General features: G+C 71.6%; 14 protein-coding genes. 12 read left to right on the forward strand and 2 right to left on the reverse strand.

The window, feature by feature from the left end; genetic code table 11:
• Positions 1-19: 19 nt before the first annotated feature.
• The 5 genes from araA to ACIBZJ_RS19695 all read left to right on the forward strand — a co-directional run bounded on the left by araA (position 20) and on the right by ACIBZJ_RS19695 (position 7,211).
• Complete coding sequence (gene araA / locus ACIBZJ_RS19675) at positions 20-1,504, forward strand: L-arabinose isomerase (RefSeq protein WP_395931462.1); 1,485 nt, start codon at positions 20-22, stop codon at positions 1,502-1,504.
• Positions 1,505-1,591: 87 nt separating this feature from the next.
• Positions 1,592-3,238, forward strand: coding sequence for a methyl-accepting chemotaxis protein (locus tag ACIBZJ_RS19680; protein ID WP_395931464.1), 1,647 nt, complete (start codon positions 1,592-1,594; stop codon positions 3,236-3,238).
• A gap of 74 nt (positions 3,239-3,312) precedes the next feature.
• Positions 3,313-5,571 carry a hypothetical protein gene (locus ACIBZJ_RS19685; RefSeq protein ID WP_395931466.1) on the forward strand — a complete coding sequence of 753 codons (2,259 nt, stop codon included), beginning with the start codon at positions 3,313-3,315 and terminating at the stop codon, positions 5,569-5,571.
• 51 nt (positions 5,572-5,622) lie between these two features.
• On the forward strand, positions 5,623-6,033 hold the full coding sequence (locus ACIBZJ_RS19690) for a VOC family protein (protein ID WP_395931468.1): 411 nt from the start codon (positions 5,623-5,625) through the stop codon (positions 6,031-6,033).
• A gap of 56 nt (positions 6,034-6,089) precedes the next feature.
• Positions 6,090-7,211, forward strand: coding sequence for a 5-methyltetrahydropteroyltriglutamate--homocysteine S-methyltransferase (locus ACIBZJ_RS19695; RefSeq protein ID WP_395931470.1), 1,122 nt, complete (start codon positions 6,090-6,092; stop codon positions 7,209-7,211).
• Positions 7,212-7,227: 16 nt separating this feature from the next.
• Here ACIBZJ_RS19695 and mftF read toward each other — a convergent pair whose 3' ends face one another.
• Together mftF and mftR are read right to left on the reverse strand one after the other, a co-directional pair.
• On the reverse strand, positions 7,228-8,655 hold the full coding sequence (gene mftF / locus ACIBZJ_RS19700; protein WP_395931472.1) for a mycofactocin biosynthesis glycosyltransferase MftF: 1,428 nt from the start codon (positions 8,653-8,655) through the stop codon (positions 7,228-7,230).
• A gap of 136 nt (positions 8,656-8,791) precedes the next feature.
• Positions 8,792-9,418: a mycofactocin system transcriptional regulator gene (gene mftR / locus ACIBZJ_RS19705; protein WP_395931475.1), complete on the reverse strand. Its 627-nt coding sequence runs from the start codon at positions 9,416-9,418 to the stop codon at positions 8,792-8,794.
• A 103-nt stretch (positions 9,419-9,521) separates the two neighbouring features.
• Here mftR and mftA point away from each other — a divergent pair, with 103 nt between their 5' ends.
• The 7 genes from mftA (at position 9,522) to ACIBZJ_RS19740 (ending at position 15,908) form a co-directional block, all read left to right on the forward strand.
• Positions 9,522-9,647, forward strand: coding sequence for a mycofactocin precursor MftA (gene mftA, locus ACIBZJ_RS19710; protein WP_395931477.1), 126 nt, complete (start codon positions 9,522-9,524; stop codon positions 9,645-9,647).
• Between the two features lie 10 nt (positions 9,648-9,657).
• Positions 9,658-9,975, forward strand: a complete 318-nt coding sequence (gene mftB / locus ACIBZJ_RS19715; protein WP_395931479.1) for a mycofactocin biosynthesis chaperone MftB — start codon at positions 9,658-9,660, stop codon at positions 9,973-9,975.
• Complete coding sequence (gene mftC / locus ACIBZJ_RS19720; RefSeq protein ID WP_395931481.1) at positions 9,972-11,225, forward strand: mycofactocin radical SAM maturase; 1,254 nt, start codon at positions 9,972-9,974, stop codon at positions 11,223-11,225. Before mftB ends, mftC begins: the two co-directional genes overlap by 4 nt.
• Positions 11,226-11,232: 7 nt before the next feature.
• Complete coding sequence (locus tag ACIBZJ_RS19725; RefSeq protein WP_395931483.1) at positions 11,233-13,164, forward strand: mycofactocin system FadH/OYE family oxidoreductase 1; 1,932 nt, start codon at positions 11,233-11,235, stop codon at positions 13,162-13,164.
• Between the two features lie 73 nt (positions 13,165-13,237).
• Entirely contained in the window at positions 13,238-14,050 is an 813-nt protein-coding gene (locus ACIBZJ_RS19730) for a mycofactocin-coupled SDR family oxidoreductase (protein WP_395931485.1), read from the forward strand.
• 19 nt (positions 14,051-14,069) lie between these two features.
• The gene (locus ACIBZJ_RS19735) at positions 14,070-14,909 is read left to right on the forward strand and encodes a mycofactocin-coupled SDR family oxidoreductase (RefSeq protein WP_395931487.1); all 840 of its coding nucleotides are present in this window, start codon (positions 14,070-14,072) and stop codon (positions 14,907-14,909) included.
• Between the two features lie 51 nt (positions 14,910-14,960).
• Positions 14,961-15,908: an AAA family ATPase gene (locus ACIBZJ_RS19740; RefSeq protein ID WP_395931489.1), complete on the forward strand. Its 948-nt coding sequence runs from the start codon at positions 14,961-14,963 to the stop codon at positions 15,906-15,908.
• The last annotated feature ends 9 nt before the right edge of the window (positions 15,909-15,917 follow it).

Here is a 15,917-nt window from a genome sequence, read left to right on the forward strand (position 1 = left end):
AACGAGAAGAGGTACTGCGATGGGCGCCCCCGAGATCTGGTTCCTGACCGGTAGCCAAGGCCTCTACGGCCCGGAGACGCTGGATCAGGTCGCCGACCAGTCCCGGCGGATCGCCGACGAGCTGGGAGCGTCCGGACTGCCGGCGACCGTGGTCTGGAAGCCGGTACTGACCGACGCGAGCGCGATCCTGCGGATCTGCGAGGAAGCCAACGCGGCGGGCGAGGTGATCGGCCTGGTCGCCTGGATGCACACGTTCTCTCCCGCGAAGATGTGGATCGCCGGGCTGGACGCACTGCGCAAGCCGCTGCTGCACCTGCACACGCAGGCGAACGTGGCGCTGCCCTGGGCCGAGATCGACATGGACTTCATGAACCTCAACCAGGCCGCCCACGGCGACCGGGAGTTCGGGTTCATCCAGTCCCGGCTCGGCGTCGCCCGCAAGACGGTGGCCGGGCACGTGTCCGACCCGCGGGTCGGTGCCCGCGTGGGTGCATGGGCGCGCGCCGCGCTCGGGCTCTCCACCATGCGGACGCTGCGCCTGGCACGCTTCGGCGACAACATGCGGGACGTTGCGGTGACCGAGGGCGACAAGGTCGAAGCGCAGCTGAGGTTCGGCGTCTCGGTGAACACCTACGGCGTCAACGACCTGGTCGAGGTCGTCGACGCGGCCACCGACGCCGAGGTCGACAAGCTGGTCGGCGACTACGCCGAGCTCTACCGGGTGGCGCCCGAGCTGCGGGAGGGCGGCGAGCGGCACGAGTCGCTGCGGTACGCGGCCCGGATCGAGGTCGGCCTCCGTACGTTCCTCGACGACGGCGGCTTCCACGCGTTCACGACGAACTTCGAGGACCTCGGCGGCCTGCGCCAGCTGCCGGGGCTCGCCGTCCAGCGGCTGATGGCCGACGGCTACGGCTTCGGCGGCGAGGGCGACTGGAAGACGTCGGTCCTGCTCCGCACGCTCAAGGCGATGACGCCCGGCGGAACGTCGTTCATGGAGGACTACACCTACGACCTGACGCCCGGCCAGGAGCGGATCCTGGGCGCGCACATGCTCGAGGTGTGCCCGAGCATCGCGGCCGACACGCCGAGCATCGAGATCCACCCGCTGGGCATCGGCGGGCGCGAGGATCCGGTGCGGATGGTGTTCGACGCCGCGCCCGGCCCGGCCGTCGTCATCGGAATGGCCGACCTGGGCGAGCGGTTCCGGCTGGTCGCGAACGAGATCGAGGTCGTGGCGCCGACCGAGCCGCTGCCCCGGCTGCCGGTCGCGCGTGCGGTCTGGAAGCCGGCGCCGAGCCTCGCGACGTCGGCCGAGTCGTGGCTGACCGCGGGCGGGCCGCACCACACCGTCCTGTCGTCCGCCGTCGGAGTGGAGGAGCTGACCGACCTGTCGGAGATGGTGGAGACCGAACTGGTCCTCATCGACGCCGACACCACCCACCGCAAGCTCGCGAACGAACTCCGCTGGAACCAGGCCTACTACCGCCTGGCCCGGGGCTTCTGAGACTTCTCTCAGGTTCCGCCCTGGGCGCCCGATTGAGCCGACAAAGGTGTCAAGCGGGTTGTGCCCAGGGTGGAAATGAGGCGCGGCATGACGAGTTACCCGACTACCGGGGCGTCCGGCGCGAACGCGGTGGCGCGGCGCAACGTCCTGGTCCGGTGGCTTGCTGACCGCTCGGTCAAGGTCAAACTCGTGCTGGCCCTCGGCGTCCTCGCGGTGGTGGCGATCGCGGTAGGTGCGGTCGGACTGAAATCCCTGAGCGAAACGAACAAGGACTCGCAGTACCTCTACAAAGAGAACGTGCAGTCGCTGGTCGCGCTCGGCCGGGTCCACCAGGAAGAGATCAAGACCCGGATGCTGGTCAACGGGCATGCCAACGCGCAGAGCCGGGCCGCCCAGGAGAAGTGGGAAGGCAAGATCAAGGACAGCGACGCCGAGCTCGCCCTGTGGGAGCAGAAGTACGAGGCGCTCGGCCCCGAAGACATGGCGACCTGGAACGTCTTCAAGGCCGCCTGGTCGGATTGGCAGGCCTACCGGGACAGCACGCTGCTGCCGCTGAGCCGGGCCAACGACGCGGCCGGGTTCGACAAGGCGGTGACCGGCACCTCGCAGACGCTGGTGGGCAAGGCCGCCGACACGCTCGACGCACTGGAAGCCACCGACACCGGCCTCGCGAAGCAGAGCGCCCAGCGGGCCACCGACGCGTACGAGAACGCCCGGACCACCGTCATCGTGCTGCTCGTCGTCGGACTGCTGATCGCAGGCGCGCTCAGCGTCGTCATCACGCAGTTGATCGTGACGCCGCTGCGGCGGGTCTCCCGCACGCTGGAGGCGATGGCCGGCGGGGACCTGACGACGTCGGCCGACGTCAGCTCCAAGGACGAGGTCGGCCAGATGGCGAACGCGCTCGGCCGCGCGCAGCAGAGCGTGCGGGAGACGATCAGCGCGCTCTCGCTCAGCGCCGACACGCTGGCCGCCAGCGCGGACGAGCTCTCTTCGGTCAGTCAGCAGATCGCGAACAGCGCGGAGGACGCGTCCTCGCAGGCCGGTGTGGTTTCGGAGGCCTCGGAGGAGGTCTCCCGCAACGTCCAGACGGTCGCCGCCGGGTCCGAGGAGATGGGATCGGCGATCCGGGAGATCTCGCAGTCGGCCAACGACGCGGCCGGTGTCGCCTCGCGTGCGGTGGACGCCGCCGCGACGACGAACGCGACCGTCGCGAAGCTGGGCGAATCGTCGATCGAGATCGGCAACGTGGTCAAGGTGATCACGAGCATCGCCGAGCAGACGAACCTGCTGGCGCTGAACGCCACGATCGAGGCCGCGCGGGCGGGCGAGGCGGGTAAGGGCTTCGCGGTCGTCGCGAACGAGGTCAAGGATCTCGCCCAGGAGACGGCGAAGGCGACCGAGGACATCTCGAAGCGGGTCGAGGCGATCCAGGCCGACACCGACTCCGCGGTCTCCGCGATCGAGGAGATCTCCGGGATCATCGCGCAGATCAACGACTACCAGATGACGATCGCGTCCGCGGTCGAGGAGCAGACCGCGACGACCAACGAGATGAACCGGAGCATCAGCGAAGCCGCACAGAGCTCCTCGCAGATCGCCGCGAACATCTCCGGTGTCGCCGGAGCGACCTCGCGGACGTCCGGCAACGCCGGTGACGCCCGCCAGGCCGCCGACCGCCTCAGTGCGATGTCGACCGACCTCCGGGCGCTGGTCGGACGCTTCCGCTACTAGGCCGGGTCCGGCCCGTGCGGTGCTGCGGGGCCTCGCGATAGCGACGCCCGCGCGGCAGGCCTACTCTGTCCGGCGTGCCGGAGCCGAAGGTTGTGGAATTACTCGTCCACGGGGTCGGCGGAGCCACGCCGAACGAACAGCTCGACGACCCGTCACCGGCCAGAGTGTCCGGTGACGGGACCGTCGGCTTCTACCGCCACAAAGGACCCCTGCCGAGCGAGAACCTCGACGTCGTGAGCGAGAGCAGCGCGGCGGCCCGGGCCGGCGTGGTGCAGGAGGCCTACTGCTGGGGTGGCCTCAACTCGGCCACCGCGAGCCGCGCCGCCTGGATCCTGCTGGTGCCGTTCACGCTCGTCAACGCGGCCTGCTGGATGCGCTCGGCGGGCCCGGCCGACCGGCTCGGCCGGGCGGGCAAGGCCCTGCACGAGGGGGCCGCGCGCCTGCTCGCGTTATCTCTGACCGGCCTCTTCCTGCTGGCCGCGGGTGGCGTCGCCACCGACATGATCGGCTGGCAGTGCGCCGGGCGGGCGGAGTGCGGCAGCCGCTGGTCGGTGCTGGAGTTCCTGTCCCGCCCCGACAGCTGGGCGCACCCCGCCGGGCGCCGGCTGGCCCTGACCGCGATCGTCCCGCTGATCGTGCTCGGCGTGCTCTGGTACCTGGCCCGCCGCAGCTGGGTGGCGTACGAGAGCGTCCGCTTCCGCGTCGACGTCGCCGAGGGCGACAGTGGCCTGTCCGCGCCCGGCTTCTGGGAGGGCGAGTTCCAGGTCGGGCGCCTGCGGACGCTGCACGTCTCCCTCGGTGTGGTGACGGTCGCGCTGATGCTGACCGTTCCGGCTTTCACGGTGGACGCTTCGCCGGGCTGGGGTGCGGCGGTTTTCGGTGCCGTGCTGGTGGTGCTGGGGTTGCTGGTCGTGGCGACCGCGGTGCAGGGCAGCACCCGGGGTTTCCCGGGCGTCGGCGTGCTGCGGTCGGCGTCGTTCGCGGTGCTCGCTGCGTCCGTGGTCTACGTGCTGGCGCCGCACGAGTGGCCGGGCGCCGGCCACCGGCTCCCGGGCTTCGGCACGCTGCTGATGCTCTGGGTGGCGGCCCAGCTCGTCTTGATCGGGGCGTTGTTCGTCGCCGCGATCCTGACCGGGCGTGCGAGCCGCGGGCAGATGCTGCGCGGGTTCGTCGCACCGGTGTTCGCCGCGGTCGGGACGTTCTCCGGCGTGGCGTACTCGGCCGCGCTGCTGACCCGGATCTCGGACTGGCTCGGCTCCACCCGGGACGGCTCCGGCACGCTGCTGGCCCGGCCTCCGGCCGTCGTCTCCTGGTCGGCGGTGGCGTTCGGCCTGGAGGTGCTCCTGGTCGCGCTGCTCGGCCTGTTCCTGCTGGTTCGGGTCACGTGGTCGGTCCGCCGCAACTGGCGCGGGGTGCTGGACGAGTACCAGGTGACGGCGACGACGGACGAGACTCCCGGCAGTGGTCCGGTGCCGGCGATCTCGAGCCGGGCCCGGGCGCAGGCGAAGAAGATCGTCCGGATGCGGGCGATCGCCGACCTGACCGACAGCGCGGGCCGCTATCTCGCGCTGCTGATCCTGCCGCTGGTGCTGCTCGGGATCTACGGAGTCGTGACGACGCTGACCCACTGGGCTACTCCGCCGACCCCGGCGACCTACTCGGTGCAGTACGTCAACCCGGTGCCGGGCGCGGTGAACCTGCTCTACAACGCGGGCTCGTGGGTGGTCGGCGCGACCGCGCTCGGCCTGGTCTGGCTGCTGTCGCAGGCCTACCGCAACCTGGCGCTGCGCAAGGTCGTCGGCGTCCTGTGGGACCTGGGCACGTTCTGGCCGCGGGCCGCGCACCCGCTCGGGCCGCCCTGCTACGGCGAGCGCTGCGTGCCGGAGCTGGTCGCCCGCATCAGCAAGCTGACCGAGCAGGGGCACGGCGTGGTCGTGTCCGGCCACTCCCAGGGCAGCGTGCTCGCGGCCGCGACGCTGCTGAAGCTGCCGGCGGCGCAGGCCGAGCGGGTGGCGCTGCTGACCCACGGGTCCCCGCTGCAGCGGCTCTACGGGCGTTTCTTCCCGGCGTACTTCGACGCCGCCGAGCTCGAGGCGCTGGCCGGGCGGTTGCCGCGCTGGCGCAACCTGTGGCGGGAGACCGACCCGATCGGCGGCCCGATCGCCGCGGTCGAGCGTCACGGAGCGTTGGCGGATCCGCTGCGGTTCTTCCCCGACGAGCACGAGGTGGCCTACCCCCCGATCCGCTGGCACCTGGACTATCCGCTGGATCCGGCCTACGGGGAGGAGCTCGCCGCGGCGGCGGACGCTGTCCGTCAGGACAGCGGTGTGTGACGGGCCTCACTACACTGACCACACCCGTCACGACGATGAGGGAGTGTTCCCATGGCCTCACGCCTCAACCCGTACCTGAGCTTCCGTGGTAACGCCCGGGAGGCGATGGAGTTCTACCGATCCGTCCTGGGCGGCGAGCTGAACCTGATGACGTTCGGTCAGTTCGGCGGCGCCGCCGGTGCCGACGCCGACCAGATCATGCACGGCCAGCTCGAGACGCCCGCCGGCTACACGCTGATGGGCTCGGACACGCCGCCCGGCATGTCGTACCACCCGGGCGACAACTTCACGGTCAGCCTCAGCGGCGACGACGCCGAGGAGCTCCGGGGCTACTTCGCCGGGCTCGCCGAGGGCGGCACCGTGCAGACGCCGCTGGAGAAGCAGATGTGGGGCGACGAGTTCGGCGCGCTCACCGACAAGTTCGGCGTCCCGTGGCTGGTGAACATCGGCGCACCCCGGTAACGCCGGGGCATACTCGGGCGCAGTTACCCGTCTTCAGCGATGAAGGGGACCGACGCATGGCTGCCCGAGTGACCCCGCCGTTCCGTGCCGATCATGTCGGGAGCCTGCTGCGGCCCCCGGAACTACTTGCCGCCCGCGCCGATTTCGCGGCCGGACGCATCCCCGCCGACGAGTTGCGCGGGATCGAGGACGACGCGATCCGGACCGTCGTCCGTGAGCAGGAGAACACCGGACTCCGGACGGCGACCGACGGCGAATTCCGCCGGACGTCCTGGCACATGGACTTCATCTACCGCCTCGGCGGTATCCACCGTGCCGACGAGCAGTTGACGGTCAAGTTCCGCAACGCGCAGGGTGGCCTCGAGTTCACGTCGGCCGCCCTGCGTGTCGACGGGCCGATCACGCTGGACTCGCCGATCTTCGCCGACGACTTCTCGTTCTTGAAGGACCAGGTCACCACCGCGACGCCGAAGCTGACGATCCCGTCGCCGAGCATGGTCCACTACCGCGGTGGCAGGGCCGCGATCGATCCGGACGTCTACCCCGACCTCGACCAGTTCTGGGCCGACCTGTCCGCGGCCTACGCGTCCCAAGTCCACCAGATCGCCGCGCTGGGGTGCACCTACCTGCAGCTGGACGACACCAGCCTGGCCTATCTCAACGACCCGGCGCAGCGCGAGCTGGTGGCCGCCCAGGGTGGCGACCCCGACCACCAGCACGAGCGGTACATCGCACAGATCAACGCGTCGCTGGCCGGGCGTCCGCCCGGGCTGTCGGTGACGACGCACATGTGCCGGGGCAACTTCCGGTCGTCGTGGGCGGCCGAGGGCGGCTACGACTTCGTCGCCGAGGCGCTGTTCACGCAGCTCGACGTCGACGGGTTCTTCCTCGAGTACGACGACGAGCGGTCGGGCGACTTCTCGCCGCTGCGGTTCGTGCCGCCGGGCAAGCAGGTCGTGCTCGGGCTCGTGACGACGAAGAGCGGCGTGCTGGAGAGCAAGGACGACCTGAAGCGCCGGCTCGACGAGGCGAGCAAGTTCGTGCCGCTCGACCAGATCTGCCTGTCGCCGCAGTGCGGTTTCTCGTCCACCGTGGAGGGCAATGCGCTGTCCGCCGCCGAACAGTGGGCCAAGCTCCGCCTGATCGCCGAAGTAGCCCACGACGTCTGGGGTTCCTAGGTGGGCGGGCTCCGGGTCAGAGCCGAGATCGGCGGCGGGTGGTGGCGGGGAGTAGCGGGCCCGGGGTGCCGGCCCGCACCGCGCCTTCCCAGGTGCCCGCGGTGCTGACCACGTCGTCGAGGATTCGGGCGGCCAGGTAGCGGTCGAGGCGGGGGTGGCGCCCGGACCGCCACCAGTCGGTGAGGATCGGCGCGGCCAGGGCGGCGGCCAGCGGTGCCCGTAGTTTCGGGACCGCTACCGCCGCCGGGAGCAGCAGCGGCCACCAGACGCGGCCGGTGGCCCGGGCCAGGCCCATCGCGGTGGCCGGGAGGCCGGTGGCGACGAGCCGCGCGGCCTCGGGCACGGCGTCCGGCACCACCGGCTCGAGTTGCCGGGCGAGCAGCCCGACGCCCACCGCGACCGCCGTCGCGGCCGCGGCCGGGCGCCGGACAGCCAGCAGCGCCACCGCCGCGGCCAGCGCCGGGCTGACCCGCGCGGCCGGAAGTGCTCCGGGGTGACGACGCTCGAGCAGGCCGATCGAGCGGGCGTAGAGCCGCCGCCGGGCGACGAACGGGCGCAGGCGCGTCCGGTGCTCGTGGCCGATCGTCACCGACGGGACGTAGTGCACGTTCCAGCCCGCGTCGGCCAGGCGCCATTCGAAGTCGACGTCCTCGCCGATCGGGAGCTCCACGTCGAACGCGCCCCCGATGGCCCGGATCGCGGAGAGACGGACCAGCAGCGTCGCGGTCGGGACGTAGGGCACGAGCGCGCCGGCCCGCACCAGGCCCGCCGACGGTCCCATGTCGAGCGGCGAGTGCGCGGCCTCGTACCCACCGAGCCAGCCGTCGCCGTCGCCGTGGCCGGTGACGCGGGGTGCGACCGCCGCCACCTTCTCGTCCGCGAAGTACGGACGCAGTGCGTGCAGCCAGCCGTCCGGAACGACCACATCGGAGTCGACCAGCGCGGCGTACGGCGTGTCGACGGCGGCCAGCCCGGTGTTGCGGGCCGCGGACGGCCCGAGGTTGTGCGGGTGCGACACCAGCCGGGCACCGAACCGCGCGGCGACGTCCGGGATCGTCGTGTCCGCCGGAGACCCGTCGTCGACCACGACGACGGGTGCCTCGGGCGCGGTCCGGCGGATCGCCTCCAGGCAGCGGGCGAGTTCGGCCGGCCGGGCGTACGTCGGGACGACGACCGTGACGTCGGCGACCCCGGCGGCGGGCTCCCAGACCGGGTGCACCATCCCGGCGTCGAGCAACCGCCGCGCCAGCTTCCGGTGCGAGGCGGACGCGCCGACCGGCGTACCGTCGCCCCACGCCCGGAGGAGGGGCGCGCCGGCGGCCGCGACCCGCAGCAGCCGGCCGGGGGAGCCGCCGAGCAGTGTCCGCCCGTCGGGGCTGATCCGCAGCGCGCGGTCGAGGGCCAGCCGGATTCCGGCCGGCGGGAGCGCCACGCTCGCCGTCATCGGGCCGCGTCCGGTCGTGCGGCGCCCGCCCTCACCGCGGCCCGCCGGGCCGCGCGGCACCCGCCCTCACCGCGGCCTGCCGGGTCGTGCGGCACCCGCCCTCACCGCGGCCTGCCGGGTCGTGCGGCACGCGCCGTCACTGCGGCCTGCTGGGCGCTTCGTGCCCCGTGAAGCCGGAGGCCAGCTCTCCGATGGCCTCGTCGAGGAGCGCTTCCAGATCGGCGTCCTCGCGGGCCAGCCACTCCGTGTAGGCGGCGAGCGAGCAGCCCAGCGCGGCGTGCGCGACCAACTGCGGGAGCAGATCGGTGACCGGCCGGTCGACGCGCAGGGCCACGAACTCCGCGATCACCCCCCGCCACCCGGCGAATCGCAGCGTCGAGTACGCGATCAGCGTCGGCACGCCGATGATCAGGGCCATCCGCCGCCGGTGCAGCGCCACGTGGTCGGTGTCGACCCGGTTGAACGCGACGACCGCCTCGCGGACCGCGGCCATCATCGGGACGTCCGGCGGCGTCGCGGCCAGCCGCTCGCGCAGCCGCGCCAGCTCGGCGTCGAAATCGCCCCAGACGAGATCGTTCTTGGACGTGTAGTACCGGAAGAACGTGCGACGGCTGATGCCCGCGGCGGCCGCGATCTCGTCGATCGTCGTTTCGTCGAAGCCCCGGGTGGTGAACAGCTCCAGTCCGATTTGTTCCAACTCGTCGTGAGACGTCGCTGGTGGCCGACCCATCCGTACCGGGGGCGGACTGGGCCCGTTCGTCATCCGCTCTTCCTTTCTGCATCGAGTGTCATTAGTGTTACCGCTGTTCCTGAGTGACGCCCGCCGTCCCCACGGCGAGCTCCCAATCAGCGCAAAGGAGCTTTTCATGCCTGTCGAGGCTCTGGAGAACACGGCGGCCGCAGATGCTGCCGAGACCGTCGAGGTCGATCTGGTCGAGGAGGACCTGCTGGTCGAGGACGTCTCAATCGACGGGATGTGCGGCGTCTACTGAGGCGCCGATCATGACCGCGGTTCCGGACAGCCCCGCGGTTCTGAGCAGCTTCGACCTGGATCGCGCCTGGGACGTACACCCCCAGGTCGCGGTCCGGCCGGAGCCGTTCGGAGCCCTGCTCTACCACTTCGGCACGCGTCGGCTCTCCTTCCTGAAGGACCCGACCCTGCTCGGGGTGGTCACCACTCTGTCGGACCATCCGTCCGCCCGCGCCGCGCTCGCTGCGAGCGGCGCCGACGTGCCGCAGCAGCGGCGGCTGGCGCGTGCGCTGGCCACGCTGGCGTCCACCGACATGATCATCGCCCGGACTTCGGAGGCGTCCTCATGACCGCTCCCACCGCCACCCGTCTGATCGATCACTTCAAGCTCGGTCTCGACGCCCCGATCTGCCTGACCTGGGAACTGACGTACGCGTGCAACCTGTCCTGCGTCCACTGCCTCTCCAGCTCCGGACGCCGTGACCCGCGTGAGCTGACCACGGCCGAGGCGAAGGCGGTCATCGACGAGCTCGAGCGCATGCAGGTCTTCTACGTGAACATCGGCGGTGGCGAGCCCACCGTCCGGCCCGATTTCTGGGAGCTCGTCGACTACGCGACCGAGCACAGGGTCGGGGTCAAGTTCTCCACCAACGGTGTGAAGATCACGCCCGCGGTCGCGTCGCGGCTGGCGTCGAGTGACTACGTCGACGTGCAGATCTCGCTCGACGGCGCGACGGCCGAGGTCAACGACCACGTCCGGGGTCCGGGCTCCTACGCCACGGCCGTGCGGGCGATGGAGAACCTGTCGGACGCGGGCTTCCGCGGTTTCAAGCTGAGCGTCGTCTGCACCCGGCAGAACGTCGGGCAACTGGACGAGTTTAAGGCGATCGCCGACAGGTACGGCGCCCAGCTGCGGCTCACCCGGCTGCGCCCGTCCGGCCGGGGTGCGGACGTCTGGGACGAGCTGCACCTGCTCGGGCACCAGCAGCGTGAGCTCTACGACTGGCTGGTCGCGCACGGCGAGGACGTGCTCACCGGTGACTCGTTCTTCCACCTCGCCGCGTTCGGCGACGCGCTCCCGGGCCTGAACCTCTGCGGCGCGGGCCGGGTCGTCTGCCTGATCGACCCGGTGGGTGACGTCTACGCCTGCCCGTTCGCGATCCACGAGGACTTCCTCGCCGGATCGGTGCGGGACGAGGGCGGCTTCAGCGGGGTCTGGCGGACGTCCGAGCTGTTCCGGGAGCTGCGTCAGCCGCAGACCGGGGGTGCCTGCCAGTCCTGCCAGCACTACGACGCCTGCCAGGGCGGATGCATGGCGGCCAAGTTCTTCACCGGGCTGCCGCTGGACGGGCCGGACCCGGAGTGCGTCCAGGGGTACGGGGAATCGGCGCTGGCCGGAGTCGTGGCCGGGAGCACGCCGAAGCCGTCGCTCGACCACTCGCACCGCACCGAGCGCAAAGCCCGCACGTCCGGACCGGTGGCGCTCACGCTGACGACGAGACCACCCGACAAGGCCTGTGACGAGAACCCGCTCTCCGGGTTCGCGTCGGCAGGGCCGTCGTCGGGTTCGGGCTGCGCCTCCGGCGCCTGCGGCTGCTGATCCGGCCGTGCTCCTGACGGAGCCGGTCGCAGTCGCCGGCACCTTAGCCCCGTCCCGGGTCGTGTTCGGTCCCCACGAGACCAACCTGGCCCGGGGCCGGGCGCTGGGCGACCGCGCCTGCGCGTACTACGCCGAACGAGCTGCCGGAGGGGCCGGGGTGCTGGTCACCGAGGTCGCGTCGGTCACGCCCGACGACTGGCCGTACGAACGGGCACCGCTCGCGCACGAGTGCCGGGCGGGCTGGGCTACGATCGCCCGCGCTTGCCGCCCGTACGGCACTGTGGTGCTCGCCGGCCTCGGCCACGCCGGGCTGCAGGGCTCCAGCGCGTACTCGCAGCACGTCCTGTGGGCGCCGTCCGCGGTCGCCGACGTGGTGAGCCGCGAGCAGCCGGCCGCCATGGAGCAGGAGCAGATCGACGCGGTCGTGGCCGCGTTCGGCCGCGCGGCCGGGGACGCCGCCGAGGCCGGCCTGGCCGGGGTCGAGTTGAACGCCGGGCCGCACTCGCTGTTGCGTCAGTTCCTCTCCGGTCTCACGAACCTCCGGCCGGACGCCTACGGCACGGACCGCTCCCGCTTCCTGCGGGAGGTGATCACGTCGGTCCGGGCCGCCGCCGGCCCGGACCGGGTGCTCGCCCTGCGCCTGTCGTGCGACGAGGACGCCCCCTGGGCGGGCCTCACCCCGGCGGGCGCCACCGAGCTGGCCGATGTGCTGGCCGGCACCGTCGACCTGCTGACGGTGGTACGGGCCGGGCACTACTCGTCGTCGCGCTACCGGCCGACGGCCCGCACCGAGCCCGGCTTCAACCGCGAGACGTGCGCGTCCGTACGGCGGGCGGTCGCCGGCCGCACGCTGGTCGTTCTGCAGGGCAGCATCGTGGATCCCGCGATGGCCCAGGACGCGCTCGACGAGGGCGTCGCGGATCTGGTCGAGATGACCCGGGCGCAGATCGCCGACCCGCGCCTGGTGTCGGTCGTGCGCACGGGCGGGTCCCCGCGGCCCTGCCTGCTCTGCAACCAGGCCTGTCACGTCCGCGACGTCCGAAATCCCCTGGTCAGCTGCGTCGTCGAGCCTCGGGCCGGCCACGAGTCGGACGAGCCGGACGTTCCCGCCGACGCCACTGGCCGGGGCGCGGCGGGTGAGGTGCTGGTCGTCGGCGGTGGCCCGGCCGGCCTCGAAGCCGCGCGGGAACTCGCGCTCCTCGGTCACGCCGTCCACCTGGTCGAGCGTTCGGCCGCGCTCGGCGGCGCGCTGCGCACCGCGGCCACCGGCCCGGGCCGCGAACGGCTCGCGGCGCTGTCCGATTGGCACGCCGCCGAATGCCGGCGGCTCGGCGTCCGGATGAGCGTCGGCGTGACGGTGACCCCGGCGGACCTGCACGGTCCGGTGATCCTCGCGACAGGGTCGCGGCCTTCGGCCGCCGCGGAAACGGTCGACGTACTCGATGTGCTGAGCGGAGCAGCGGAGCTGCCGTCCGGAGCGGTCGTCCTGGACGACCCGGTGGGCGGACCGGTCGCGGTCGCGCTGGCCGAGGCCTTGGCGACGGAATCCGGGGGACCGGGCGGCCGCGAGGTCCATGTCGTCACGCCGGACCCGGTCCTGGGCGCCCGTACCCCGGAGCTCGCCGACGCGAACTTCCGGCTCGAAGCGCTCGGTGTGCACCGTGAGCTGCGCATGAAGGTCGTCGCGGTCCGCCGGGGCGAGGCGGACCTCGAACACGTCTGGACCGGCGCCCGGCGCACGGTCGCCTGCGTCGCGGTCGTCGACTGCGGTCACCGCAGGCCCGACGAGACGTTCGCCGCGGTCGACGCGCCCCGGGCCGGCGACTGCGTGGCGCCGCGGACCGTGCTCGAAGCCGTCCTCGAAGGCCGCCGGGCCGCCCGGCAGATCGCGGGCGACAGCTCGCCACCGTTACTCGCGGGGCTCGCGCCCCGCACTTGAGCGCTGCAGGTGACAACGATTACCGCGCAGTGGATCCACATCAAGGTAGGACAGATACAGAAGGAGGCGCGCGATGGGGCGTGTCGAAGGAAAAGTCGCATTCATCACCGGTGCCGCTCGCGGTCAGGGTCGTAGCCATGCGATCCGGCTGGCCGAGGAGGGCGCCGACATCATCGCGATCGACCTGTGCGGGCCGGTCCGCAACGTGCTCTACCCGGCCGCGACGCCGGACGACCTGGCCGAGACGGTCAAGCTCGTCGAGGCGCTCGACCGCCGGATCATCGCGACCCAGGTCGACACCCGCGACCGCGACGCGCTCAAGGCCGCGATCGACGGCGGTGTCGCCGAGCTCGGGAAACTCGACATCGTGGTGGCCAACGCCGGGATCTGCATCATCAACGGCTGGGACCAGATCACGCCCGAGGTCTGGCAGGACACGCTCGACATCAACCTGACCGGCACCTGGAACACGGTTCAGCTGGCCGCGCCGCACCTGGTCGCGAACGGCGGCGGCTCGATCATCATGACCAGCTCCGCCGCCGGGCTGAAGGGCCTGCCGTTCCTCGCGCCGTACGTCGCCAGCAAGTTCGGCGTCAACGGTCTCGGCAAGGCGATGGCCCACGAGCTGGCCGAGTACAACATCCGGGTCAACACCCTGCACCCGACCGGCGTCGAGACCGCGATGGGTGACCCGGCCGCGACTTCGGTGTTCGGGCCGCTGCTGGAGGCCCACCCGAAGCTCGGCGGCATGCTGACGAACAGCCTGCCGATCGAGACCACCCAGCCGGTGGACCAGAGCAACGCGGTGTTGTTCCTGGCCTCGGACGAGTCCCGCTACGTCACCGCGCTGTCGATGACCGTGGACGCCGGCAACACGCAGTACTGAGGTCACGGGAGGAACCGTCATGGGACGGGTAGAAGGCAAGGTCGCTTTCATCACCGGTGCCGCTCGCGGTCAGGGTCGTAGCCACGCGCTCCGGCTGGCCCAGGAGGGCGCCGACATCATCGCGATCGACATCGCCGAGGACATCCCCAGCGTCACCCGGTTTTACCCGGGCGCCACCGAGGCCGACCTCGCCGAGACCGTCACACAGGTCGAGGCGCTGGACCGCCGCATCATCGCCACCAAGGTCGACGTGCGCGACTACGACGCGCTGAAGAGCGCGGTGGACGCGGGCGTCGCCGAGCTCGGTCACGTCGACATCGTCAGCGCCAACGCGGGCATCTTCCTGCACAGCGACAAGACCCACGAGGTCAGCGAGACCGACTGGGACGACGTCCTCGACATCAACCTCAAGGGCGTCTGGCACACGGTCAAGGCCGCGATCCCGCACCTGATCTCGCAGGGCACCGGCGGCTCGATCATCCTGACGAGCTCGACCGCGGGCATCAAGGGCCTGGCGAACGTGGCGCCCTACACCGCGAGCAAGCACGGCGTCGTCGGCCTGATGAAGACGCTCGCGCTGGAGCTGGCCGAGTACAACGTCCGGGTCAACAGCGTCCACCCGACCAGTGTGGCGACGACCATGGTCCTGAACGAGACCACGTTCAAGCTGTTCCTGCCGGACGTGGAGCACCCGACCGAGGAGCAGGCGGCCGAGGTCTTCACGACGACGAACGCGTTGCCGGTGCCGTGGGTCGAGCCGGTGGACATCAGCAACGCGCTGCTGTTCCTGGCCTCGGACGAGTCCCGGTACGTCACCGGTCTCGAGATGAAGATCGACGCGGGCTTCACCACCAAGTGAGTGCTGGGCCGGCCCTCCGGGGCCGGCCACCCTCAACCGAAAGAGCGCTGAATGACCACAACCACCGCCCCCGACGTGGTCGCCGCCCGGGGAAGAGTCGGCGCCCGCCTGGTCGGGCGGGAACGTGAGCTCGACCTCGTGCTGGCCGCCGTCGCGGCCGGCCGGGACATCGTGCTGGAGGGCCCGCCCGGGACCAGCAAGACCACGATGCTCACCGCGATCACCCGCGAATGGGGCATCCCGCTGCTGTTCGTCGAGGGCAACGCCGACCTGACCCCGGCGAAGCTGGTCGGTCATCACAACCCGGCGCGGGTGCTCAAGGAGGACTACAGCGAGGACAACTTCGTCCCCGGCCCGCTGTCCGAGGCGATGCGCCAGGGCGGGTTCCTCTACATCGAGGAGTTCAACCGCGCTCCCGACGACACGCTGAACACCCTGCTCACCGCGATGGCCGATCGCCGCCTGTCGATTCCCCGGGTGGGGACGATCGAGGCACTGGCGACGTTCCGGATCATCGCGTCGATGAACCCGTACGACAACGTGGGCACGACCCGGCTGTCGTCGAGCGTCCATGACCGGCTGTGCCGGCTGGCGGTCGACTACCAGGACGCGGTCGCGGAGGAGGGGATCGTCGCGCTCCGGACCGGGCTTTCTCCGGGCGGTTCCTCGCTGGGCGCGTCGCTCGTCGCCGACGCGGTGGCGGTCACCCGGGCGACCCGCGAGCACCCCGACGTGCGGCAGGGCTCCAGCGTCCGCGGGGCGATCGACCTCGCGCTGGTCGCGGTGCAACTCGGCACGCTGCGCGGCCTTTCGGTCGCCGACGTGGTGACCCGAGGGTCGTCCGACCCGTATGCGCTGCTCGTTCTGGACGCGATGTTCGTCGCGTTGTCGGGCCGGATCCATTTGGACGAGGCCGCGGACACCACGCCGGAGCGCGTCCTCACCGAGATCTGGGAGGACCGGTTCATCCTGCAGCCGTCCGCGGCGCAGCCCGGTTGAAGAGCAGTC

The organism is Cryptosporangium sp. NPDC051539, from assembly GCF_044454545.1.
Classification (GTDB): domain Bacteria; phylum Actinomycetota; class Actinomycetes; order Mycobacteriales; family Cryptosporangiaceae; genus Cryptosporangium.